This is a genomic window from Streptomyces sp. KL116D (genome assembly GCF_030766975.1).
GTDB lineage: Bacteria > Actinomycetota > Actinomycetes > Streptomycetales > Streptomycetaceae > Streptomyces > Streptomyces longispororuber_A.
In genome coordinates this window covers 13111-35216 of record NZ_JASERH010000055.1, presented here as the reverse complement: position 1 = coordinate 35216, position 22106 = coordinate 13111, and the positions used below count along the sequence as shown (strand labels likewise).

Genomic DNA, 22106 nt, shown 5'->3' with positions numbered 1-22106 from the left:
TCCCACAGCTGAAGAGCCTCCGTCACGTAGCGGCGGAAGCGGTGGCCGTGCTCGGTCAGCGCGACGCCGTGCGGGCCACGGTCCGAAGCCGGTGTCCGGCAAAGGACTCCAGTCGCTGCACGGTCCGGGACAACGGCCCGGACTGACGTGGCAATCGGCCGCGGTTCGCGTGAAGCTCAGCGTGGAGGCGAGATGGAGGAAGAGCCGGTACTGGTGGTTCTTCCCGCGAGTACGAGCCGGTCGGCATCGACCTGGGCAGTCCGGCTGCGGTGGCCGCCTACGACCGCAATCAGGGGAACCGACCCGGTTGCCGACGACGCACTGCTCGACCGTCTCGGCGTCGAGGCGGGCGTCCGCCTGGTCGATCTGGCCTGCGGCACCGGCTCGTTGGTGGTCCAGGCCGCACGGCGCGGGGCCGAGGCCCACGGCGTCGACGTCTCACAGGAGATGCTGGCCTTCGCCCGGGCCAGGGCGGAACGGGCCGGCGCCGGCGCCGGCGCGCACTGGCACCGGGCCGGCTTCCTGGACTACGCCCATCGCGCGGGACCCGCGGACGTGGTGACCACCAAGTCGGCCCTGCACCAACTGCCGATTTCTGAAGCAGCAGGCGCTCCTCAACGCGGCCGACATGCTGCGGCCGGGCGGCATCTTCTACCTGTGGGACGTCATCTTCAGTTTCAGAGCCCGCCGACGCCGCAGAGCATCTGGAGCGATGGATCGACACGGCGGGGCAGCCTGCGGGCCAGGGCTTCACGAGGGCGGATTTCGAGGCGCACGTGCGGGAGGAGTTCTCCACCTACGCATGGGTCTTGAAGGCATGCTGGACCGGGCCGGTTTCGACATCACCTCGTCTACGTCCCGCACGCCGACGCATCGGCGAGTTCGTCTGCCGACGTCGTTAGGCCCGTCGCTTCCGGCTCCCGGCCTGGTCGAACAGCCGAGATCGGTCCTTCAGGGTTCGCCACACGCCCTGGGCCGAGGGATTCGGTCGTCACCGTGGCTGGTCGTGCCCGGCGTCCGTGGTCTCCAGGGGGCGCCAGGCGGGGCCTTGCCGTCGCGGCGGACGTGTCCGAAGACCACGTCGGCGAAGTGGATGCCGAATCCGATCGTGTCGGGTTCTTCCAACTCGGCGACCAGGCGGTGGCGGTGACCGGCGGACCGGGCCGGGTCATGGTCGTAGACGCAGGACCACTCCGGGGTGGTCGGCCTGGACCGGTGAATGCATGAGTCGCCGAAGGCGATGAGGCGTCGTCCGCCTCCGGTGATGACGAACTCCGCGTGTCCCTCGGTGTGGCCGGCGGTGATCGGACCTGCACGCCGGGGAAGATGTACTGCCCGTCGGTCATCGTGCGGACGTGGGGCGCGAGCGCGGCGATGGCCTCGTCGGGCGTGCCGTCGGTCTCCGGCTGCGCGTACCGGGCCCATTCCGGTTCTGCCACCAGGTGGTCGGCGTGCGCGAAGGGCGCGCGCACCGGTGCCGGGGACCGGGTGTACGGCCCAGCCGAGGTGGTCGGGGTGCAGGTGGCTGAAGGCGACCGCTTCGATCTGTTCCGGGCTTCGGCCGAGTTCCGCCAGGCCGTTCAGGAGCCCGCCGCCGTATATGGAGCCGTTCGGTGTCCCCGGGTCGGCCGGCAGCGCTTAGGGGTCCGAACCCGGTGTCGATCAGCAGCGCGCGGTCGCCGTGCTCCACCAGGAGGCCGCCGAGGCTGGCCACCGCGCCCGGTGTCGTCCAGATATTGCGGGTGAGCCGCCCAGAAGTCGTCGGTGCTGTCGGGCAGCCAGGCGCTCGGCCGGCCTTGTACGGCCTCGTCCGGTACGAAGGAGACCTTCGTGGCACCTCAGCCATGTCGAGCGAGAGTTCCGCTGGGCGTCGCAGTCGCTCGTCTTGGTCGACCAGCGAGTTCGGCATGGTGGCATCTCCTCGTCCGTCGTATGCGTAGATCGTCGCTGTACGCGCGGGGCGGCGACCGGCAACCATAAGCATCAAGCTTGAATCATTCAAGCTTTCATTATTCAGACTTGATGAACTTGCTAGAGTGGGGAGCATGACCCCTCCCCACCTCCCTCGCAGGCGCAGGCCGTCGCCGAGCGAGAACTGTGCGGCCTGGTGGGACGGGCTGGCCCAGCAGATCTCCGATCACGTACGCCGGCGGGCCGGCACTCTGGGCCTGACCGCGGTCGCGACCGCGCTGCGGGAGATGACCGCGATGACGATGCGCGAGCTCGCCGAGCGCATGAGCTGCGAACCCTCCAACGCCACGTTCGTCATCGACAAAGCTCGAGAAACAGGGCCTGGTCGAACGCCACCACCCGACCGACCGGCGCGCGCCAAGCACCTCGTGCTCACCGCAGAAGGCACCCACGCCGCGTGAGCAGCTCCTGACCTGCTCGCCCAGGACCTCGCCGCTGGCCGCGCTCACCCCCGCCCAGCAGCACACCCCTGCAGAGCCTGCTGGAGAAGACCGCCAACCAGCCTCAGAAAGCATCCTGACCGCCTGATCCCTCTTTCCTGCCTTTCGGGACGGTCTTCGTCCGGGACCGTCGCGGAGATCGTCGCCGACGCAATCGAAAGAGGCGCCACGCTCCCGGCCTCGAGCCTCGCACAGCCGCTCGCCTGCCGGGAGGACGTCGGCTTTGTCGGGCAGGCCGCACGCAGCGCGCGCCGCCGGAGCCAGTTGCACCGACGCGAGGCGACCTCACACGCACACCCCACGATCGCCCGCCCTCGCCGTCACCCCGGCGACGACGTCGACCGGCAGATGGAACTTTCCGGCCGTCGTTCAGGCTCGCGTAGCCGCCGTCCGCGAAGAGTTCGGCTCCGGTGACGAACGACGAGGCGTCCGAGGCCAGGAACAGGGCGGCCTCGGCGATTTCTCGGCGTCGGCCAGTCGCCCCAGCGGCACGGTGGCCTCGGCGAAACGGTCGGCCTCCGCGCCTGCGACGCCCAGCAGTCCGGGGGTCCGTGTGGGTCCCGGGCTGGAGCACGTTGACCCGGAACCGGCGCTCGCGCGACTGCCCGGGCCCAGTTGCGCACGAGGCCGCTACCAGCGCCGCCTTCGAGGCGCCGTAGACCTCGAGTTGTTCGTTGGGCCGCACGCTGTTGCTCGGAGCCGATGACCAGGATGGGACGCGTTCTCCGGACAGGAAGCGGGAGCGCCTTTTGAACGGCGAACAGTGGGCTCTTGATGCTGACGGCGAGCGTCAGGTCCACGTTCGCCTCGGCGTGGGCGCCGAGCGCGGCGTCCGCGACGACTCCCGCGTTGGCCACCAACACGTCGATGCGTCCGGGCTCTTTCGTGGACTCGCGTGTAGAGCGCGTCCAGGCCGGTCAGGGCCGGTGACTTTGCCGGCGCTGTACGCCCGTGGCCGCAGGACCCAAACTCCTTCACTGCGGCTTCGAGGCGGTCGACGTCCCGGCCGGTCACGAAGACCCGCGCGCCCTCCCTGGACTGAAGCGGTGGGCGATGGCTGGCCTGATCCCGCTGGTCCTCCGGCGATCACGGCAACCTTTGTCCTGCAGCATCGCCTATGCATGGCGGACCCCTTCAGTTGAGTGGGACCGATCGTCCACAACGTAGGCAGTAATGGACGATCGAGTCAAGAATGGGTACGGTGAGGCCACGCGGAGACCACGCGCATTCGACGAACGCCGAGTCCGAGCAGGCGCGGGAACAGTTCGGGGCGACCGGCTACGCAGGAACCCGATGGACGACATCGCCCAGGTCACCGGCTCGCAAGGGCAGCCTGTACGGCGCGCTCGGCGACAAGCGCAAGCTGTTCCACCGCGTGCTCGACGACTGGTGCACCGCCGTCGCCGAGGTGGCCGAAGAGCGGCTGGCGGGCGGCCTGGACTCGGAGGCCCTGGGCCCGGCTGTCGGGATACGTGCACCTCATGGCAGGAGAACACCACCGCCTCCCGACACCGAGCGCCGCGGGGTGTCTGCTGGCCAAGGGCGCGGGCCGAACCGGCTTCCCAGCTCGATCCGACCGCTCGCCGGGCGGCCGGCCGAGACCATGGGCCGCGCTGGATGAACCTGCTGCGGACGGAGATCAGCGCCGCCCCGCCGCCATGGCGACATCGACAGCTCCGCCGATCCGGAGCGGCTGGCGGCACTGCTGCTGACCGTCGTCCGCGGCATCGAGGCGGTCGGCAAGGCCGGACTGAACCCGGAGACCGTGCGGAGCGTTGCCGACACCGCGCTGGCGGTCCTCGCCCACGCCCGAGGGCCGGAATTGACTCGCGGCGCGCCCGGGCGCAGTTCGGCCCGTGAGATCTAGTGCGGCGCCATCACCGTCACACGTCCGCGACAGACAGTCCCGTGCGCCCGATCGCTGCAGTCAGTGTCCTTCTCTCCGGCGACCACGACTCCGCGGACGATCTCCTCGCGATCTTCCGTCTGCATCAGGGGTGCTGACGGAGTATCAGGCCCGTGGCGTCTCCGGCGTCCGCCGCGAGGCGGGTGAGCCACTCTGTGGAGCAGGGCCTGCTCGGCGTCACTGAGGACGTCGGCTTTGTCGGGCAGGGCCGCACGCAGCGCGCGGGCCGCCGGCGCGGGGCCGGACTCCTCGGCGGGGACCGTCGGCTCGGCCCGGGTGACAGCGGTGATCATGGCCTCGCGCATGACGGTCAGCAGCATCGGGTCGCGGCGATCTGCGTCGAGTGCCAGGTGGTGACTGCCTGGCCGGTGGCCTGGATAATCTGGGCGGCCAGCTCTTCATCCACGCGCATGTATCCCGCAGCCGCCAGGCGGCGTACTCGGCCATGGAGGATCTCCAGGCCCGCGCGGTGTGCCGCGTCTGTTCCTGAGCTGGTGGATCTGTTCATCACGGCGAACAGTTCGCGATGCGAGACACCGAACTCCACCACCATGTCCCAGCCGTGGCGCAGCTCCTGCACCGGGTCCGCCGGCGTGAGGTCGAGCTGGGCCCTCTTGTCCTCGAGGAACTGCGTGTAGCCGTGCCTCGGCGACCGCCCCAGCAGGCCGTCCTTGTCGCCGAAGTGGCGGTGGATGGCCGGCGGCTGCATTCCGCCGCGGCGGCGACCGCGCGGGTGCTCACCGCGCTCGGGACCGCCGCTCTCCAGCAGCTCGACGGCCGCCTCGATGATGCGCCGACGAGGGCTGTTGTCAGTGGTGTCACGGCTCGGCATGTATCGATGATATCGGGATTCTGATTCCGATGATAGTTCCAGTGTTATCGTTGAAGTGATTCCACTGGAAACCATGTGGGGAGAACCCTGTGATCATCGTGACCGGAGCCACCGGAAAGCTCGGCCGTCGCACCGTCGAACACCTCCTGGAACGCCTCCCCGCCGAGCGCATCGGCGTCAGCGTCCGCGACCCCCGCAAGGCCCAGGACCTCGCCGACCGCGGCATCCGCGTCCGGCAGGGCGACTCGACGACCCCGCCTCCCTCGCGCACGCCTTCGACGGCGCCGAGCAGGTGCTGCTCGTCTCTCTCGACCGTGCGGGCGAGGAATGCGTCGCCGGCCACCGCGCCGCGATCGACGCCGCCGTCAAGGCAGGGAGTCGGCCGCATCGTCTCACACCAGCCAGATGGGCGCCGCCCACGACTCCCTGTTCCACGCCCTGCCGGGACCACGCCCGGACCGAGGACCTGCTGCGCGCCAGCGGCCTGCCTTGGACCTCGTTGCGCAACGGCTTCTACGCGGCCAGCGCCCTGCACTTGGATTCCGCCCGCCGCACCGGCGACATCGCCCTGCCCGCCGACGGGACCCGTCGCCTGGACCGGACACGACGACCTCGCCCTGGCCGCCGCGGCCGTCCTCACCGACCAGGGGCGTTTCGAAGGACCCACCCCGCCACTCACCGGCCCGGCGGCCCTCGACTTCGACACCGTCGCCGAGATCGCCGCCCAGGTCACGGGCGCCCCTTCACCCGCACCGTCGTCTCCGACGATGCCTTCCGCGAGCAGACTCTGGAGCACGGCGCTCCCGCCCCCGTCGCCGACCTGCTGGTGAGCGTCTTCGCGGCAGCACGAAACGGAGAGTTCACCGCCGTCGACCCGACCCTGGCAGAACTGACCGGCCGTCAGGCCACCACCTTCCAGTCCCTGTTGGAGGACAGCTGGGCGGCATAGCCCAGATCGGGCGAGAGGGCCGCATGCCGAAACCCCCTAGCATGTGCGGCATGTTGCTCTACCTGCCGTCCGCACTGTGCCTCGTCGGGTTCTGTGTGGGGGTGGTACGGGAGCACCGCAGGCTCAGCAACGCGGTCTTTCTGGGGCTGACCGTCGTCTTCGCCGTGGTGGCCGCTCTGCTCCAACTCGGATCCATCAAGCCTGGTTTGAGCGGTGACATCGCGTTCGGCCTCCTGGTGACGGCTGCTGTCGCTGTTGTCGTCCTGGCGGGGTTTCTGCTCGCTCAACGGCGTCACCATGGTCCGCAAGGAGGGCAGGAACCTCGCGAACCTGGTGTCCTTGAGGGTCGGGCTCGCGCTGACCGTGCTGCTCGCCCTGCTGGTCGCGGCGCTGGTCCTGCACTCGCGGACCCTGGCCGTCGTCGCGGGGACCGCCGTCGTCCTGGCCGGCTATGTCGCCTTCCCTGTTCGTGTGTTTCCTCTTCTACGCCGCTCTCTACCAGCGGCTGGTCTTCTGGCGCAGAGGCGACTTCGTCGTCGTCCTCGGCTCCGGGCCGATCGGCGGCAGTACCGTGCCTCCGCTCCTGGCCAGCCGCCTGGAGAAGGGACGCAAGGAACACGCGGCTGTCGCGTCGCGGGCGGCGGCCCGTGCTCATCGTCTCCGGCGGGCAGGGACCCGACGAGGAACTGCCGGAGTCCCACGCGATGGCTTCCTACCTCGTCGAGCGCGGCTTTCCTGCCGACCTCATCGAACGCGAGGACCGCTCCACGACCACGGAGGAGAACCTGACGTTCAGCCAGGCCCTGATGCACACGAAGAAACCCGCAGCGCGCGTGTGATCGTCACGAGCAACTACCACGCGTTCCGCGCCGCCATCACCGCGAGACGGGTGGGTGTGCGGGGCCACGTCGTGGGAGCGCCGACGGCGTCGTACTTCTGGCCGAGCGCCGTCATCCGTGAGTTCATCGCCCTCGTCGTGCACTACCGCCGCCTCCAACGCGGCCATCCTCCTCGTCGTCCTGCTGGGCGGCCTGTTCCTCTGGTGGTGGGGCTGGCCGCCCACGGACCACATCTGAGCTCACGCACCACACGCCACACGCCACACGCACGCGCCACGCACGCCCTGCTCAGCGTCCGGCGGCATTCACCTGCGGCGACGTACTCAGCGCAGCCTCGGCCGTGACGCCGGAGGCGTCTCCTCAAGGATGTCGGCGAGCTTGTCCGGCATGGAGAGCAGCGGGGTGTGACCACTGGGCGGGTGGTACGTGGTGCCGGCCCGCAGGGCGAACGGCTCCTGGTAGGACGGAGGAGACTGCGGTCGTCGTCGCAGAGCACGTAGCTGCTGGGCAGCGTCTTCCAGCCGGCCCGGCTCACCGGTTCGGCGAAGGAGAGCGCGCTCTGCGGCAGCAGTCGGGCCAGAGCGGCGTCCCGGGCGCCCGGGGCACGTCGTTGTGGAGCGTCTGCTTCGGGTCGTCCCTGACCGGGATGGTCCCCTCCACCGCGGCGAGGGTCCGGCTGTTCGCCGCCGAAGCACGTCATCAGGCTCTCCCCCTCGTCCAGCGCGAAAGCCGACACGTACACGAGGTGGAGACGTTGGCGGCCGCCGTGGTGGCCCTCGGTGACCGGAGCGCCGCCGTAGGGTGTCCGACCACGATCAACGGGGCCTGGACGGCGTCGATCTTCTCGCGGACCACCCGGGCGTCGTCGAGCAGACCGGGCAACTTCCCCTACGGCGCCCTCGGCGACCACGCTCGGCAGGTCGACCGTGTGGCTGGTCCAGCCGCGGCCGGCCAGACGTCCTGGAGCTCGCGCCAGGCCCACGAGCCGTGCCGGGCGCCGTGCACCAGGAGGAACTCGGGGTGTCGCCGGTTGTCCTTCATCTCATTCCTCTTCTTGTGCGTGGTCGATGGTTGTGCGGGTGCCGGGGTCAGCGCACCTCGGGGAGCGCGAGATCCACAGCCGGTCCCGCGGCGGCGGGTCGACCGACCACCTGGCGACACCGGCCATCACCTCGGCGCCGCCCTCGACGACCGGCGACTCCTGGTTGTCCTCGAAGTAGCGCCCGGTCAGCCCCTTCGAGGAGGGGGCGAAGCGGCCAGCAGCACCGTGGTGGCCGCACCCTGGGCCGAGGTCTTGTAGTAGTCCGGGGTGAGCAGGTTGCCGTCCTCGTCCATGGCGCCGAGGCCCGCATGGTCGCCGGGTCGATGTGCCGGGTCAGGTTGGTGTGGATCCAGCCCGGCGCGCAGGCGTTGGCGGTGATGCCGAGCTCGGCCCACCGGCGGCTGATCCCGACGGCGAGCAGCACGTCGGCGGTCTTCGACTGGGCGTAGGCGACGAACGGGTCGTAGGGGCGGCGATCGAACTGCGGGTCGTCGAAGTCGAATCCGGCCCGGAGCTGCGCGCCGGGCTGAGCACGACCACGCGCGGCCTGTCGGCCTCCGCCAGCGCGGCGCGCAGGCCGACGGCCAGGGCGAAGTGACCGAGGTAGTTGGTGGCGAGCTGCGCCTCCCAGCCCTGGGCGGTGGTCTGCCGGGTCGGGGAGCATCATCACGCCTGCGTTGGCGACGAGGCCGTCCAGGGACCGCTCCATGCCTGGCAGAAGCGCGTGGACCGAGGCCAGGTCGGCGGGTCGAGGGCGACGGCCCGGGTGTCGGGGAACTTCGTCAGCAGCGGCTTGGCGGCAGCGGGGTCACGCGTCGCGATGGTCACCTGGGCGCCGGCACCGGCCAGCGCCCGGACCGTCTCGGACGCCCAGGCCCGGAGGAGCCACCGGTGACGACGAACCGGCGTCCGCTCAGATCGACTCCGTCGAGTACCTCCGCCGCTGTGGCGTGCTTGCCGAACGGAGTGGTGGTCAGCGTCATGGCTGTGCCTGTTCTGAAGAAGGGGTGGTTCCGTCCGGCCGGGCCGCATACATCGCACATACCTCTTCGGGCCTGCTCCGGCCGGACACCTTACGAGTCACCTTACATCGAGTGCAGGTGTCTCAGGCGGGTTAGGTATCTGACATACGTGTGACTGCGTGCTCGTTCGCAGCCCTTCGCCATCCTGCCTGGTGAGCGCTTCGTGATCGGAGTCGCGCCATAGGGATCCGCCTGCATGTGTCTCTGCTTCTGCGGATTGGCTCACGCGTCCGTCCGGTGTTGTTCCGGATCGGAGTGCTGTCGGTGACGCGGGGAGGCCGCCGGGGCTCACGGCTCACGGGGGCCCGGGCAGGGGGACAGCACTTGTCGCCGTGGCCGCGCACGTACGCGCGGCTCCGTATGCGGCGCCCCGCCCCACGGCCGGGTCGTCGACCGGGGGCATCACGTCCAGCGCCCGCCACGAGGCGCTCGATGGCCGGGGCGGGGCCGGCCCGGGGTCAGTCCTGGGCGGCGTGCTGGCGCGCTCGGTACGCGGCGGCCTTGACCCGGTTCCCGCAGGTCTTCATGGCGCACCACTCGCGGCGGTGGCCGCGCGAGCGGTCGAGGTAGACCTGGGTGCACTCGGGGCGGGAGCACTCGCGCAGCAGCGCTCCGTCGTCGCCGCCGAGGATCTCGACGGCCTCGCGTGCCAGCGCCGCGAGGCCCTGGGAGACCGTGCCGGTGCGGGTCGCGCCGTCGGGGCCGAGTCGCAGCGTCACCGGCATGCCGGACGCCCTGCAGGTTCAGTTCGGCGACCGCGTCGGTGGGCAGCGGCTTGCCGTCCAGACGGGCGGCGACCGGATCGTAGATGGATTCGCGCAGGTCGATGGCGATGGCGAGGTCGACCTCGCTCGCGCCGGGCGCCAGGTCGAGCATCTTGGACTCGACGAACCAGTCGTCGAGCAGCTCGGGGGTGGCGAGCTTCTCTGTCGGTTCTTCGTTGCGGCGCGCGCAGCGTGCCGACGAAGTCGAGCGGGAGCGTCCCGCAGGGGAATGCATGATTCACGTAACCATACTGACAAGTGACTCACGAGAACGCAACCCCCGCCACCGGCCCATTTGTGGACTTGAACCGTCTTGACGGGTGACGCGGGACGTGGAATCTTAGTAACCGTTCCAGCCGGTTACTTTTTCTGATGCAAGGGGCTCCCATGGCCGTCGTCCGCTTCCACCTCATCTCCTCCCTGTCTCCCGCGCAGGCCCTGGCCACGCTCACCGACTTCGGCCCCCGGCCGCGCGGAGGCCTGGCCGACCATCGACGCCGACCACTTCACGGTCCATGAGCTCGGCGAGAACTCGGCCGAGGTGACCGAGGGGACGAGCGCCGCCTGGGAACGGGCCCCGGTACACGTGGACCGATTCCAAGGTCACCGTCACCACCCTGGACTCGAAGCTCTTCGGGGCGGGCGGCGGCTGGGTCTTCGACCTCACGCCCGAAGGCGACGGCACGCGCGTCGACGTCGAACTCACGCGCGCTTTCCCAGCGACTTCAAAGGGGAAGATGCTCGCCTCCTGCTCCCCCCTCGTCGCTCCTTCGTCCCTGCGCAAGTCCTTCTCCGGCCCGCTGAAGGCTGCCGCCTGACGGTCCCGGCACCCTCTTGGCCGACGTCACGTGCCTCCGCGTGGCACCCTGAACACACCCCGGAACGACGGCCCGGGTGAGCGTCGGGACAACCGCCCCGGACTCGGCCGATCGACATGGAGACACGTATGAGCACCGCACAGGATCTGGCGATCATCGCCTTGTCGGCCTCCGACCGCGAAGTGGGACAGGGCGATCTGTCGCTCGCGCTCGCCGGAGCCGAGGTGCTCGACCTCGCTGAGGCGCAGGTCATCGGCCTGGACGGCGAACGTCTGGTGCCCGGTACCGGATCGGCGGCCGGCGACCGGCTGCTGGACGAGGCCGCCGCCACCGTCGTCCGGCAGGAACCGTACGAGTCGGTCGAGGACTGGCTGTGGCGCCGCGGACGCGAGCTGTCCGCGGCCTACACGGACGAGTTGGAGCGGGCCGGGCTGGTGAACCGCACCCGCGGCAGCCGACTCCCTGTCGAGGCAGGAGCGGGTGGAACTCGTGGACTCCCCCGCCGTCCGCCGGGCCGAGGAACGCCACGCCTCGGGCGAACCCGTGCTCGCGGCCCTCGCCGCCGCCGTCGGCCTGCGCGACCGGGCGGACGACGGGGGCGACGACGAGGGCGGGGAGACGGGCAGGACGTGGGCAGGACGTGGATGCAGGCCATGACCTCGACGACGACGCGACCGTGACGGTCCTGGCCGCCGTGGGGAACGCCGTGATGGAGCTGGAGGCCGTACGTCAGCGGCGCTCGGTCGAGAACGCCGCCTTCGACAACGTGTGGCGCGGGTTCTGAACACCGACGGAGGCTCCTGGACCGGACCGCGCGGTGTGCGGCCCGGTCCCGCCGGCACGGTGGAGCGGGACACATGTTTCTCCCCGTGATCGTCCGTACAGCACAGGAAAGTATCCTCACCGTATGACGGTCGATCAGCAGCACGACGACGCCGGTTGCAGGCAGGTCAGCTCCGCCATCACCCGGGTGTTCCAGCTGCTCGGCAGCGCTGGACCGGCCCGATCCTGGCCGTGCTGACCGGCGGGCCCGCCTACTTCGTGGATCTGCGCCGGGCGGTGCCGGGGATCAGTGAGCGGATGCTCTCCGACCGGCTCACCGAACTGGGCTCCGCCGGCCTCGTCGAGCGCGACGCGTCGACGCGGGGCCCCCGCTGCGGGTGTCGTACCGGTTGACGCGGGCGGGAAGCGCCCTGGAACCGGCCCTCGCCGAGCTCGGGACCTGGGCCGAGACCCACCTGCCGGAGAAGCAGGAGCCGCACGCCGGTTGCTGACCGGAACGGCGGGACAGACCTCCCCAGAGCGCGGGAGCCGGGCGGTTGCACGGCCGCCCAGGTCAGTCCCCCATCGGGATCTGGACCAGGACCGCCGTGCCGGCGCCGGGCGGCGACTCGATCGACAATTTGCCGTCGAACGCCGCGACCCGGTCGGTCAGTCCGGTGAGACCGCTGCCCGGTGTCGCCGTGTCCACGCCGCCGATGCCGTCGTCCACCACACGTATCCGCAACACCTCGGTGAGGTCGAGGTAGATGTCGATCCGGGAGGCCTCGGCGTGTTTCACCGCGTTCGTCACGGCCTCGGCCACGATGAAGTACGCGTTCGACTCGACGGCGGACGAGATGCGGCGGTCGTACGTGCTGTGGACGACGACCGGCACCGGGCACCGGGACGCCAGGTCCTCCACCGCCGTCACCAGGCCGCGCACCGTCAGCGCGAGCGGGTAGATGCCGGAGGCGAGCTCCCCTCAACTCGTCGATCGCCGTCTGCGCGTTGGTGATCGACTGGTCGAGGAGCTCGGTCACCGACGTCTCCGTTGCGGGCAGCATCTCGCGCGCCAGGCGGAGGCCGATCATCAGGCTGACCAGGCGCTGCTGCGCCCCGTCGTGGAGGTCCCTGGCCGTGCGCCGGTGCACGGCCTCGACGCTTTCCATGATGCGGCGGCGACTGTCCTGCAAGGACACCGCCATGGAGTTGAAGGACTCGCCGAGCGCGCCGACTTCAGCCACGTTGCTCGGGGGTATCCCTACGCCGAGGTCGCCGCCCGCGAGCCGCTGGGCGGCCGCCGCCGCGCCGCGCACCGGCCGCGACCACGGCCCGGTGCTGGAGCACCGTGACCACGGCCACCAGACCGATCGACGCCGCGAGACCCACGGCCGCCGTGATCACCGCCTGGCGGCTGTTGGCGCCGGCGGCGTCGGTACGCTCCGCCAGCTGGACCCGCTCGGCCTCCATGTACTGGTCGAACTGCGCCCGCAGGTCGTCGACCCGCCGTTTGCCCCCTCCACCGCCACGGCCGCGCCGGACGCCGCGCGGTCCCCGCGGCGGACCGCGTCGACGAGCGGGACCGAGTAGTCGTTCAGATAGGACCGCACGCCCTTGGTGATCTCCGCGGCGATCCGCCGCTGTTCCGGCGACGTCACCGACGCCGTGAACCGTCGGGCCTCCGCCGGGAAGGCCTTGCGGGCCGCCGTCCACGGCTCCAGGAAGTCCTTCTTCCCGGTGATCACGAAGCCGCGCTGGCCCGTCTCGAGATCGAGGACGATCTGCTCCATGCTCCCGGACTTCACCAGCGCCGTCCGGGACGCGCGGCGCGCCGAGACGGAACTGTTCGCGTCGGCGATCGCCCACAGCAGGACGGTGAACGCCACACCTATCAGCAGAGCGAAGAGACTGCTCGCCACGATGGTCAGGCGGGTCAGCCCCAGCTGCCGCCCCCGATACCCACGCACCTTGATGCCCGCCTACATGTGATGTCCCGAGTCCGCCCCTGCCGGGACAATGTATCCGGGCCGGTTCGGGAGCACAGGCAGAACGGACGCAGTCGGCAGGCGCGGCAAGCTGCATGCGAACTGCCTGTTCCCGCGCCCGCGTCCGCTGGGATGGGGAAGGGCATGCTGGCCGGCGCTCCAGGAACGGAGGTCATCCATGAACACGCAGGTCGAGGTCTCCGTCCTCGCCGCCGCGGAGCAGGGCGTCCGCACACGTCCGCAGGCCCCCCGCCGAGGCCCTGCGGACCGGCCGCACAGGACGGGCTCGTCGGCCGCGAGGCCGAGCTGCGGGAACTGCGGGTGTTCGTACGGGAGGCCGTGACACACGGTGCGACACGTGTCGTGCGCGGCGCCGGGTCGGGCAGGTCGGTACTGCTGGCGGCCGGTGTCGAGGAGGCGGCGGCCGCCGGGATGCGGGAGGGTGCCGCGCTGCGCGGGCAGCCGGAGCGGCGTGCGGCCCGGTATGTCGGGCCTGCTGGAGATCCTGTGGCCGCTTCTGAGCGATGCCCGGCTACCGCACTGTCCGGCCGGGGACCGTCGGGCTCTGGAGACGTTGCTGGTGGATGGTGCTCCCGCCCGTGAGGACCGAGGCGCGGCTGCCTTCACGGTGTTCCGGGTTCTGGAGTCGGCGGGCGCCGATCGGCCTGTGCTGATCGCCGTCGACGACTGGGACGCTCTGGACGAAGCCAGCGCCGAGGTGCTCGCGTTCGTCGCCCGTAGAACCGCCGGTCACCCGGTGGGTGTGCTGATGACCGCGCTCACCCATGGGGCGCGCTCGGCGTCGTTGACAGGTCTCCCGGAGGTGCCAGTGCGTCCGCTGACCCTGGCCGAGTCCGCGGCACTGCTGGCGATGCGCCGTCCGGGAACCGATCCGCACACCGTGCGCGACCTCATGGCGACGGCGGCCGGCAATCCCCTCGCGCTCCTGGAACTTCCCGTAGGGACCGAGGACTTCTTTCCGCACCTGCCCGCCTCGTCCGGCCGTCTGTCGTCCGCCATGGCCCCCTGATGTCCGGCACCCTGCCCCGCGAGACCGGGGATCTGCTGCTGGTCGCGGCGCTCCATCCGACGGCGGACATCTCCCTGTTGCTCTCGGCGGCGTCGCGTCTGAGGGGGCGCGCGTCCTGGACTTCGCCGCCGTGGAATCCCGCGGGACGCCAGGGCCTGGTCACCTTCGACGGCATGCGCATGCGCTTCAGCCATCCCGCTCTGGCCGGGGCGGTGGTGCACGGTACCGGCCCGAGTTGCCGCTGCGCCGCGCACGCGGCGCTGGCCGACACGCTCAAGCAGGGGTCGGCGCGGCAGTTGTGGCACCTGTCCCAAGCCGTCGAGGGTCCTGGACGCGGATCTCGCGCGGCGCTCTGGAGGACGTGCACCGGCTCGCGGTGCGGCAGAACGAACCGGCCGTCGCGTTGCGGCTGTTGCGGCGGGCGGCCGTTCTGTACCGCAGGCCGGAGGACCGGGGGCGTTGCCTGCTGCGGAGCGCGCAGCTCGCTCAGGACACCGACCGGCGGCGTACCGCCCGGGAGCTCGCGCGCCGCGCCCTGAGCACCCCCTGGGACCGCTCGGTCTGCTGTACGCGCAGACCCTCACCGGGCGCGGTGAGAGCGCGGCGGACCCGGCCGCGTGGCCTGCGCCCGTCGAGGGGCGTCCGAGGTGGAGAACGCCCTGAACTGGCCCAGTTGACCGCGCCCCTCGTCGCCGGCGACCCGGAGCGCGCGCGGCGCTGCTCGCCCGTCTCGGCGCCCTTCCGGCACAGGTCGCGCACGATCCGCGGCTGCTGCACGCCATGGCCACGGCCGCGCCGGTCCGCAGGGCGGGGACGCTCATCTCGCGGCTGCGGCCGCCGCCGGACGGGCTGACAACGTTGCCGTCCGCGATCTCGAGCGGTTGGGCGAGGCGGCCCTGCGGGCCGGCTGACCCCCTGCTGGCGCTGGAGCTGCACCGGCAGGCCGAGCGCCGCTGCCACTTCCACCGGCTGCCCGACCAGGCTGCCCGCGGCCCTGCTCCGGCAGGGTCTGGCACATCTGGTCACGGGTGACTGGGGGCAGGCGGGAGGCGGCGTTCCGACGCTGCGCGGCACTCGGCACCGAGCGGGGGCTGCGCAGCGAGACCACGGCGGCGCACCTGCTCGTAAGCCTCACCCAGGGCCTGCGGACCGGTACGGTGCCGCTGCCGGCCGAAGCACGGGACCTGGACGCCGCCCGCTCCTCGGTGTCCGCGATCGACGAGATCGTCGCCGTCGGAACCGGGTGGGCGCAGGTGGAGAGCGGTGACGTCACCGCCGGTTACGCCACGCTCGCCCGCCTGCTGTCCGCCCCCCGAACGCTGCACCCCCTGTCCTGTTCGCCCTGGTCCCGTTCGCGGAGGCGGCCGCCGCCGTACAGGCGGCAGCCCCGCCAGGGCCCGACTCCGTCTGCTGGAGCGGGAGTTGGGCCCCGAGCCCGCGCCGCACGTGGTGGTGGAGCTCGCCGTGGCCCAGGCCGTCCTGGCCGACGACGAGGACGCGGAGGCACGGTACGCGGGTGCCTTCGCCATGGACCTGTCCCACCGGCCCCTTTCCTGGAGGCCGCCTTGCGGCTCGCCCACGGGCGCCGGCTGCGCCGCCGGTACGAGTTCACCGACTCCCGCGTCACGCTGCGCCAGGCGGCGGCCACGTTCACGATGATGGGTGCCGAGGCCCGGGTCACCCGTATCACCGCGGGAGTTGCGGGCCTCGGGGAACGGGCCGACGCGCTCGCACCGGACGCGTCCTGGCCGGGCCGCGGCGGCGGACCTGCTCAGCTCGCAGGGAACTGCGGATCGCCCGGCTCGCCGGGCGTGGGCTGTCAACCGTCAGATCGGCGCCGAGCTGGGCCTGTCGCCCCGCACGATCGGCGCGTACCTGTACCGGATCTTTTCCCCGGCTCGGCGTGACGTCGCGGGCCCAGCTGGCCCGGTGTGCTCGGCGACGGCTCTGCCGGCTGATCCGGCCGGGGCCGCGGGTCACCGCAGGTCCTTCCGGGTGGCGAGCTGCGCCCGTGAGGTGACGTCGAGCTTGGGAAAGATCTGGTAGAGGTGCGAGGCCACGGTGCGGGCCGACAGGTGGGAGCTGCTCCCGATGGCCCGGTTCGTCAGTCCCCGGGCGGCGAGGCGGGCGATGGTCAGCTGCTGGGGGGAGAGCAGGCGGGCCGCGGTGTCCTGCGCCGGTGCGGTGTCCGTGCCGCCGGCCGCCCGCAGCTCCGATGCCGCGCGTTCCGCGCGGGACGTGGCGCCCAGTGCACGGAAGAGGGTCTCGGCGGTGCCGAGCGGTTCGGGACTCCACCACGCGGCGTCGGCGCCGCAGCCAGGCCCCGTAACTCAGCTGGGTCATGGCGTGCAGCAGGGGCCACCGTCCGGCGTCGCCGTCGAGGGGCCGCCCTGGTGGCGGGCCTCGGCCTCGTCGTCGGGGGCGAGCGCGGCCTCGGCGTACGCGAGGGTTCTGCGCAGGAAGGGTGCCCGCCCGGATCGGGTGGTGTGCGCGACCTGCTCGACGACCGCCTTGACGTCGTCCGTCTCCCCCCGCGGGCAGGGCGGCTTCGACGAGGAAGGGCAGGCCCCAGAGCTGCTGGAAGGAGTACGGGGTCAGCAGTTCGGTGAACGACGAGCGCAGCTGTGTGTAGGCTCTCGGCGTAGCGTCCGGTGCCGGAGGCGGTCAGGACGCGGGTGAGGGTGGCGAGGTTGAGGTGCTGGCCCTGGCCGAGGTGGCGGGAGGCCTCTCGATCGCCACACGGCGCGTTCCAGGGCCTTGTCGTGCCGGCCCTGGAGGGCCTCGATGACGCCCTGCGCACCTACTGCCCTGGCGGCGTAGTTGCCGTGTCCGAGCCCGGCACCGATCGTCCGGGCCTCGGTCGCCAGGGCGTGCGCGGTGTCCCACGGGGAACCGAGCCAGATCTCGCCCAGGGCCCTGGCTTCGAGGATGCGGCAGCCGTCCTCGGCGGCCTTCGGCGCGCGGCTCGCTCCGCGTCGCCGAGGAGCTCCGCGGCGCGTTCGAAGTCACCGGTGAGATGGGCGACCTGACCGAGGAAGAGGTACTCGTCGGGGCCGGCCGGCTCCGTGACCCGCAGGGGGACGTGGCTGATGGAGAGGGGGTCGGTCAGCGCGAGGGTGACGAGTTCGCGGCTGCGCCAGGGCGGGGGTCCGCAGGTCCGTGAGGGTGCGCACGACCGACTGGCGTGCGGTGGCGTCGGTCTGCTGCCACCAGCAGCGGCCCGCGGCGGTGTGCAGCAGCTTCTGGGCGAGGTCGGGGTGGGTGCCGGCCACGGCCCGGGCCGCCGCGCACAGCTGGCCGATCCGCTCGCGGCCCACCGGGCACGTTGCCCGGCACGAGGTCGTGCAGCCACAGGAGCATGGCGCGGCCGAGATCGCCGAGTTCGGCCGGGTCGATGCCGCGCGCGTACTGGCGGCCGAGGTCGGCCAGGCCGTGGTGGCAGGCCAGTTCGGCGGCGCGCAGCAGCCGGGTCGCCCGCCGCTCGGGGTCCGGGGACAGCCGGGCGGCGCACTCCAGCGCGGCCAGGGCGGCCAGCGGACCGGTGCCGGGCCCCTGACCCGTCGGCCAGTGACTCCAGGTCGGCCAGTGACTCCAGGCGTACGGCGATGTCCTCGTCGGCGCCGGTCGCGCAGTGGGCGGCGTGCCAGGCGGCGCCCGCCGGGTCCGTGACGCTCTGCCGGAGCGCCGCGTGGGCGGCCATGCGCCGTGCCGCGGGTTCCCGCCGCAACGCGGCGGCGCGGAGCAGTGGTTGGGGAAGCTCAGGGTGGTGGTCGTCCGTGGTGACGAGGCCGTGCGCGACGGCCTCGGCCAGGCCCGCGCGCGCGTCGCGGGCACTGCCCAGCAGGCGCGTGCTCGCGGCCAGGATCTCCTCGACGGCCGGGGAGGTGCTCAGCGCGGCGGTGCACAGCACCCGGTGTCCCGTCTCGGTCAGCGCGTCGAGGTCGTCGGCGTACGCCTCGGCCAGCCGGGAGTCGCCGGGAGCAGGCCGAGCCCCGCCGCCTCTCCCAGGCCGCCGCCGCTCAGGGACAGTTCGGTGAGCGCGAGGGGGTTGCCCCCCGGCGACGGCGAGGACCAGCTCCGCCTCCCACGAGGGGCGGCCGACGGGCCGCGGCGCCGCACGAGTTCGCGGGCCTGCAGGGGCGGAAAGGGGCCCAAGGACGGTGGTGTGCGCGTGCGGCGGCAGCCAGTCCGTGGGGGCGGCGCGCTCGGCGACGATCATGCCCAGCTGGGTCTCGCCGCACAGGCGGGTCATCGCGCGGAAGGTGTCGCGGCTGGCGTCGTCGAGGCGGTCCAGGTCGTCGACACGGGAGGAGGGCGGTCCCCACGGTGGACGTCAGCAGGCGCAGCGCGGCCTGCGCGAGATCCCGCGGGGCGGGTGCGGCGGGGTCCGCGCCGAAGGCGGCGTCGAGCGTGCCGCGTTCGCGGGGTGGCAGGTCGCCGGGAGTGGGGCAGCAGGGGGTGCAGCAGACGGTGCAGCGCGGCGTGCGGCACCTGGCGTTCGGCGGGGGCCCAGGTCGTCGACAGGACGCGATGTCCTGCCGGGTCGCCTCGTGTGCGGCGAAGCGCAGGACGGCGCTCTTCCCGATCCCGGGTGCGCCGCTCAGGGTGCAGCAGTCTGCCCTTGTGGGGCAGCGCCGCGAGCAGGTCCTGCACCTGCTCCTGTTCGTGCTCACGGCCGATCAGCACGCCGTCGTCCGGACCGCAGGGTGCGCACCCATGTCGTCCTCTCCCGCCGGCCCGCCGGGTCCGCCCCCACGTAGATGTGCCTGCCGGTCACACGTGTCCCGGCCTCCGTGTGTGGAGGTCGCACGCCGGCGAAGGACCGGCGGAACTTTAACATTCACGCAGGGCTGCCGACGGTCGGCTCGGAGGCCGTCAGGGGCGGCCGCGGCCGGGGCGGGCGCTCTGCTCCGGTAGTGCCGCCGTCGGCCGCCGCGTAGAGGGCGAGGATGCTGACGGCCGGTCCGTCCTCCAGCCGGTGGAAGACCAGTCGACCGGCCGGCAGCGGCGTCCGTCGGGCAGTTCCACGACGAGGGGATTTTACGGCCTGGTGCGTGGGGCCGGGGGTGCCGCCAGGTACCGCCACGGTGCCGGACCAGGATCTCGCCGACGTAGCAGCCGAAGGCGACCAGAAATTCGGCCATCTCGGGACGCCGGTGGCTCCGTCGCTGCGGAATCCGTCGACGATCTCCTCCATCAGTTCGATGCTGGCCGGGCTATAGTCCCAGGTCCGCGCCGCTGATGTCGGAGGCGGTCGCGACGACGTCGGCCGCCAGCCGGGACGCGCTGTCCGGCTCCGGCAGATACCTCAGATGCAGCTGCATGTCCGTCCCTCGGAACGTTTCGTCGGTGCGTCGAGGCTAATCGCAGAACGCCGACGAGACGGGCTCTCGCAGATAAGTATTCGGTCACTGTCCAGGGCGCGGACGGCACACCTCGGTCCCTTCTCCCGACGGCCGGGATTCTTGCAGTCGTTGTACTCATGCGCGCCGTCGGCGCGATCTCACGACCGTGCAGTAGCCGACCGCCGCACGCGTCGCGCGATGCGCAGAGGACCAGAGGAAAGGGTCATACCCATGGCGCGCCCTCGTGGATCTGACCGCGCTGGCGGTGGAGCAGGTCACACACCTCTTCCCGGCAGCACTGGCTACAACGCCACCTCAGTGCCCCGGCTGACCGAGCGGCTGAGCATCGGAAGCGGCAGTCTGTACGCGGCGTTCGGATCCCGAGGAAGGTCTCTACGCGCAGGTGCTCGCCCGCTGCTGCGACGACCTCGTGGACCGTCTCACGGAGCATTTCGACTCACCGCGGACATCCGCGTCACCGTGCGCGACCTGCTGCTCGCCCTGGCCTCGGCCGACCTCGCCGCTCCCGAGCAGAGCTGCCTCGCTGGTCGGCGCGGCGACCGAGCGTACCGGCCACCCCGCCACGGTCGAGCGGGTGAGATCGGCCATGGCCGCGATGGAATCGGTGCTCGCCCACGCGCTGGAACGGGCTCAGCGGCGCGGCGAACTGCGCGCCGCCCACAGCCCGGTGGAGCTGGCCCGCTTCCTCACCACGTTCGTCCAAGGACTGCGCGTCATGGGCAGCGCGGGGGCGGACCGGTCCTTCCTGGAGGCCGCTGTGTCGGGGGCGTGAAGGCGCTGGACTGACGTACTCACTGACGTACTCACTGACCGTACTCACTGACGTACTCACCGGTGAACTGACTGACGTGTTCCGGGAGGGTCAGTCCGCCCTCGGCGGCAGGGGACTCCGCCTTGGCCCACATCTGCGCGGCGTCGCGCACGCGCTCAGGGCGGTCAACAGCTCGGCGGCACGGACCCAGTTCTCGCCCGGGCCTCCGCCTCCTGCCCCTGCTCCAGCTGGGCGGACGCGAGGTGGTCGAGGACTCCGGCCCGGTTGTAGTCGTCGAGGAGTTCCTCGAAGAGCCGCAACGCCGTGCGGTAGCCGGTGATCGCGGCGTCGAGCCGACCGAGTCCCTGCTGGGCGCGGCCGATCGCGTCCCAGGCGCCCGCCTCGAACCGGCGGTCCCCCCACCTGCCGCAGCAGCGGCAATGCCTCCTCGCAGGGTGGCGATGGCCGCCTCGTACTCCCAGGTGGGCCAGGACCCAGCCCACGTTGCTGAGCGTGCTCGCGACCCCGTCCGACCGGCCGATCCCGCGGTAGATCTCCAGGGCCCGCCGCGGATGGAGCAGGGCCTCGGTGAAGCGGCCCTGCCGGATGCGGAAGAACCCGATCTCGCACTCGATACGGGCCCGCACCTCGGGCGGCAGCCGGTGCAGATCCGCGAGCATCGCGTCGATCGACGCCTCGACCTCCTCGGTGTGCCCCGTCTCCAGCAGCGCACGTGTCAGGTTCGAGCGGCTGCGCACGGTGGCCACCGGGTCGTCGAGCGCGAGACCGGCTTCGAGCCCGACGCGCGCCGTCCCGATCTCCTCGGACCAGCGGCCCACCACTTCGTTGTAACCGATCCATTCCCGCGCGCAGTTGCCGCGCAGGCGCAGCAGCCGTGGATCGTCCAGGGACCGCACGGCGGGTCCCACGGCCGACTCCTCCTGGCGGAACCAGTGCAGCGCCTCGTCGCGGTCGGCGAGCACCACGTGCACGACACCGTCCAACGGCTGCTCCTCCGGTTCGGGGTCCAGATTGCGACACGTGGCGGTTGGCCGTGTGTGTGCGCGTTGTGGCGCAGGTAGTCCAGCAGGCGGGCCTGCGCGCCGAGGCGGTCGTCGTCCTCCTGGTCGGCCAGTTCGCCGCCGTAGGCGCGCACCAGGTCGTGCAGTACGTAGCGGCCGTCGGCGTCACGGGAGAGCAGGCTGGCCGCGGTCCAGTTCGCGCAGGTGGCGCCGGGCCGGTGCCGGCTGCACCCGGCGAAGCGTGGCGGCGGCCTCGGCGGACACGGCCGGGCCCGGATGCAGGGACACGTACCGGAAGAAGCGGGCCGTCCCGGCGGTGAGCGCCCGATAGGACCAGGAGAAGACGGTGCGCACGTCCACGCGCAGGTCGTCGGTGGCCAGGGCGTCGAGGCGGGGCCGGGTCCGCCGCAGTTCGCGCACCGCGAGGGCGCAGCGGCATCCGCGGTTCGCTGCTGAGCTGCGCGCCGACCACGGCGACCGCGAGCGGCAGGAACCCGCACAGGGCGACCAGTTCGGCGGCGGCCTCGGGTTCCTCGCGGCAGCGCTCTTCGCCGATCCTGGCGACGAGCGCCGCGAGCGCCTCGTCCTGTCCCCACACGTCCAGGTT

17 protein-coding genes and 7 pseudogenes are annotated in these 22106 nt (G+C 71.8%); 12 read left to right on the top strand and 12 right to left on the bottom strand.

The features are described 5' to 3' along the window. Positions 1–192 precede the first annotated feature (192 nt). Positions 193–813, top strand: a complete 621-nt coding sequence (locus RBJ77_RS21865) for a class I SAM-dependent methyltransferase (protein ID WP_372346574.1) — start codon at positions 193–195, stop codon at positions 811–813. A gap of 138 nt (positions 814–951) precedes the next feature. Here the strand turns inward: RBJ77_RS21865 and RBJ77_RS21860 are convergent, their stop codons facing one another. Next, positions 952–1575, bottom strand: a complete 624-nt coding sequence (locus RBJ77_RS21860) for an MBL fold metallo-hydrolase (protein ID WP_372346583.1) — start codon at positions 1573–1575, stop codon at positions 952–954. 470 nt (positions 1576–2045) lie between these two features. On the opposite strand from RBJ77_RS21860, the gene RBJ77_RS21855 reads away from it, so the two are divergent. Beyond that, positions 2046–2372 (top strand): MarR family transcriptional regulator, encoded by a 327-nt coding sequence (locus RBJ77_RS21855; RefSeq protein ID WP_372346573.1) that lies wholly within the window; start codon positions 2046–2048, stop codon positions 2370–2372. Positions 2373–2475: 103 nt separating this feature from the next. Here the strand turns inward: RBJ77_RS21855 and RBJ77_RS21850 are convergent, their stop codons facing one another. Beyond that, complete coding sequence (locus tag RBJ77_RS21850) at positions 2476–3096, bottom strand: SDR family oxidoreductase (RefSeq protein ID WP_372346572.1); 621 nt, start codon at positions 3094–3096, stop codon at positions 2476–2478. Positions 3097–3612: 516 nt separating this feature from the next. Between RBJ77_RS21850 and RBJ77_RS21845 the strand changes: the two genes are divergently transcribed. Beyond that, positions 3613–4032, top strand: a complete 420-nt coding sequence (locus tag RBJ77_RS21845) for a hypothetical protein (protein ID WP_372346571.1) — start codon at positions 3613–3615, stop codon at positions 4030–4032. A 370-nt stretch (positions 4033–4402) separates the two neighbouring features. Here RBJ77_RS21845 and RBJ77_RS21840 read toward each other — a convergent pair. Next, positions 4403–5149 (bottom strand): annotated as a pseudogene (locus tag RBJ77_RS21840) (TetR/AcrR family transcriptional regulator). Between the two features lie 292 nt (positions 5150–5441). On the opposite strand from RBJ77_RS21840, the gene RBJ77_RS21835 reads away from it, so the two are divergent. The 3 genes and pseudogenes from RBJ77_RS21835 to RBJ77_RS21825 all read left to right on the top strand — a co-directional run bounded on the left by RBJ77_RS21835 (position 5442) and on the right by RBJ77_RS21825 (position 8577). Beyond that, a complete protein-coding gene (locus RBJ77_RS21835; RefSeq protein WP_372346570.1) occupies positions 5442–6098 on the top strand; it encodes an SDR family NAD(P)-dependent oxidoreductase in 657 nt (218 codons plus the stop codon). A gap of 50 nt (positions 6099–6148) precedes the next feature. Then, positions 6149–7174: pseudogene (locus RBJ77_RS21830) on the top strand (YdcF family protein). A 1148-nt stretch (positions 7175–8322) separates the two neighbouring features. Next, the gene (locus RBJ77_RS21825; RefSeq protein WP_372346569.1) at positions 8323–8577 is read left to right on the top strand and encodes a hypothetical protein; all 255 of its coding nucleotides are present in this window, start codon (positions 8323–8325) and stop codon (positions 8575–8577) included. Positions 8578–9459: 882 nt separating this feature from the next. Here RBJ77_RS21825 and RBJ77_RS21820 read toward each other — a convergent pair. Next, positions 9460–9726 (bottom strand): CGNR zinc finger domain-containing protein, encoded by a 267-nt coding sequence (locus RBJ77_RS21820; protein ID WP_372346568.1) that lies wholly within the window; start codon positions 9724–9726, stop codon positions 9460–9462. Positions 9727–9736: 10 nt separating this feature from the next. Further along, positions 9737–10000, bottom strand: a pseudogene (locus tag RBJ77_RS21815) (ABATE domain-containing protein); the annotation flags it as partial. 152 nt (positions 10001–10152) lie between these two features. Between RBJ77_RS21815 and RBJ77_RS21810 the strand changes: the two are divergent. The 3 pseudogenes from RBJ77_RS21810 (at position 10153) to RBJ77_RS21800 (ending at position 11857) form a co-directional block, all read left to right on the top strand. Continuing rightward, a pseudogene (locus RBJ77_RS21810) lies at positions 10153–10583 on the top strand (hypothetical protein). Positions 10584–10711: 128 nt separating this feature from the next. Next, positions 10712–11367: pseudogene (locus RBJ77_RS21805) on the top strand (GPP34 family phosphoprotein). Positions 11368–11490: 123 nt separating this feature from the next. Further along, positions 11491–11857 (top strand): annotated as a pseudogene (locus tag RBJ77_RS21800) (winged helix-turn-helix transcriptional regulator). Positions 11858–11919: 62 nt separating this feature from the next. Here the strand turns inward: RBJ77_RS21800 and RBJ77_RS21795 are convergent. The 3 genes and pseudogenes from RBJ77_RS21795 to RBJ77_RS21785 all read right to left on the bottom strand — a co-directional run bounded on the left by RBJ77_RS21795 (position 11920) and on the right by RBJ77_RS21785 (position 13312). Further along, complete coding sequence (locus RBJ77_RS21795) at positions 11920–12276, bottom strand: sensor histidine kinase (protein ID WP_372346567.1); 357 nt, start codon at positions 12274–12276, stop codon at positions 11920–11922. A gap of 106 nt (positions 12277–12382) precedes the next feature. Next, positions 12383–12661 (bottom strand): annotated as a pseudogene (locus tag RBJ77_RS21790) (HAMP domain-containing protein); the annotation flags it as partial. Positions 12662–12745: 84 nt separating this feature from the next. After that, positions 12746–13312 carry a CHASE3 domain-containing protein gene (locus RBJ77_RS21785; protein ID WP_372346566.1) on the bottom strand — a complete coding sequence of 189 codons (567 nt, stop codon included), beginning with the start codon at positions 13310–13312 and terminating at the stop codon, positions 12746–12748. Between the two features lie 502 nt (positions 13313–13814). On the opposite strand from RBJ77_RS21785, the gene RBJ77_RS21780 reads away from it, so the two are divergent. Together RBJ77_RS21780 and RBJ77_RS21775 are read left to right on the top strand one after the other, a co-directional pair. Beyond that, complete coding sequence (locus tag RBJ77_RS21780) at positions 13815–14360, top strand: hypothetical protein (RefSeq protein WP_372346565.1); 546 nt, start codon at positions 13815–13817, stop codon at positions 14358–14360. A 1565-nt stretch (positions 14361–15925) separates the two neighbouring features. Then, positions 15926–16267, top strand: coding sequence for a hypothetical protein (locus RBJ77_RS21775; RefSeq protein WP_372346564.1), 342 nt, complete (start codon positions 15926–15928; stop codon positions 16265–16267). Between the two features lie 69 nt (positions 16268–16336). On the opposite strand, the gene RBJ77_RS21770 is transcribed toward RBJ77_RS21775, so the two are convergent. Further along, a complete protein-coding gene (locus RBJ77_RS21770) occupies positions 16337–16468 on the bottom strand; it encodes a LuxR C-terminal-related transcriptional regulator (RefSeq protein WP_372346582.1) in 132 nt (43 codons plus the stop codon). A 692-nt stretch (positions 16469–17160) separates the two neighbouring features. Further along, complete coding sequence (locus RBJ77_RS21765) at positions 17161–18612, bottom strand: hypothetical protein (protein ID WP_372346563.1); 1452 nt, start codon at positions 18610–18612, stop codon at positions 17161–17163. Between the two features lie 1688 nt (positions 18613–20300). On the opposite strand from RBJ77_RS21765, the gene RBJ77_RS21760 reads away from it, so the two are divergent. After that, positions 20301–20498 (top strand): hypothetical protein, encoded by a 198-nt coding sequence (locus RBJ77_RS21760; RefSeq protein WP_372346562.1) that lies wholly within the window; start codon positions 20301–20303, stop codon positions 20496–20498. 164 nt (positions 20499–20662) lie between these two features. Here RBJ77_RS21760 and RBJ77_RS21755 read toward each other — a convergent pair whose 3' ends face one another. Together RBJ77_RS21755 and RBJ77_RS21750 are read right to left on the bottom strand one after the other, a co-directional pair. After that, positions 20663–21481, bottom strand: a complete 819-nt coding sequence (locus RBJ77_RS21755; protein WP_372346561.1) for a hypothetical protein — start codon at positions 21479–21481, stop codon at positions 20663–20665. A gap of 183 nt (positions 21482–21664) precedes the next feature. Further along, positions 21665–21919, bottom strand: coding sequence for a hypothetical protein (locus tag RBJ77_RS21750; RefSeq protein WP_372346560.1), 255 nt, complete (start codon positions 21917–21919; stop codon positions 21665–21667). Positions 21920–22106 lie beyond the last annotated feature (187 nt).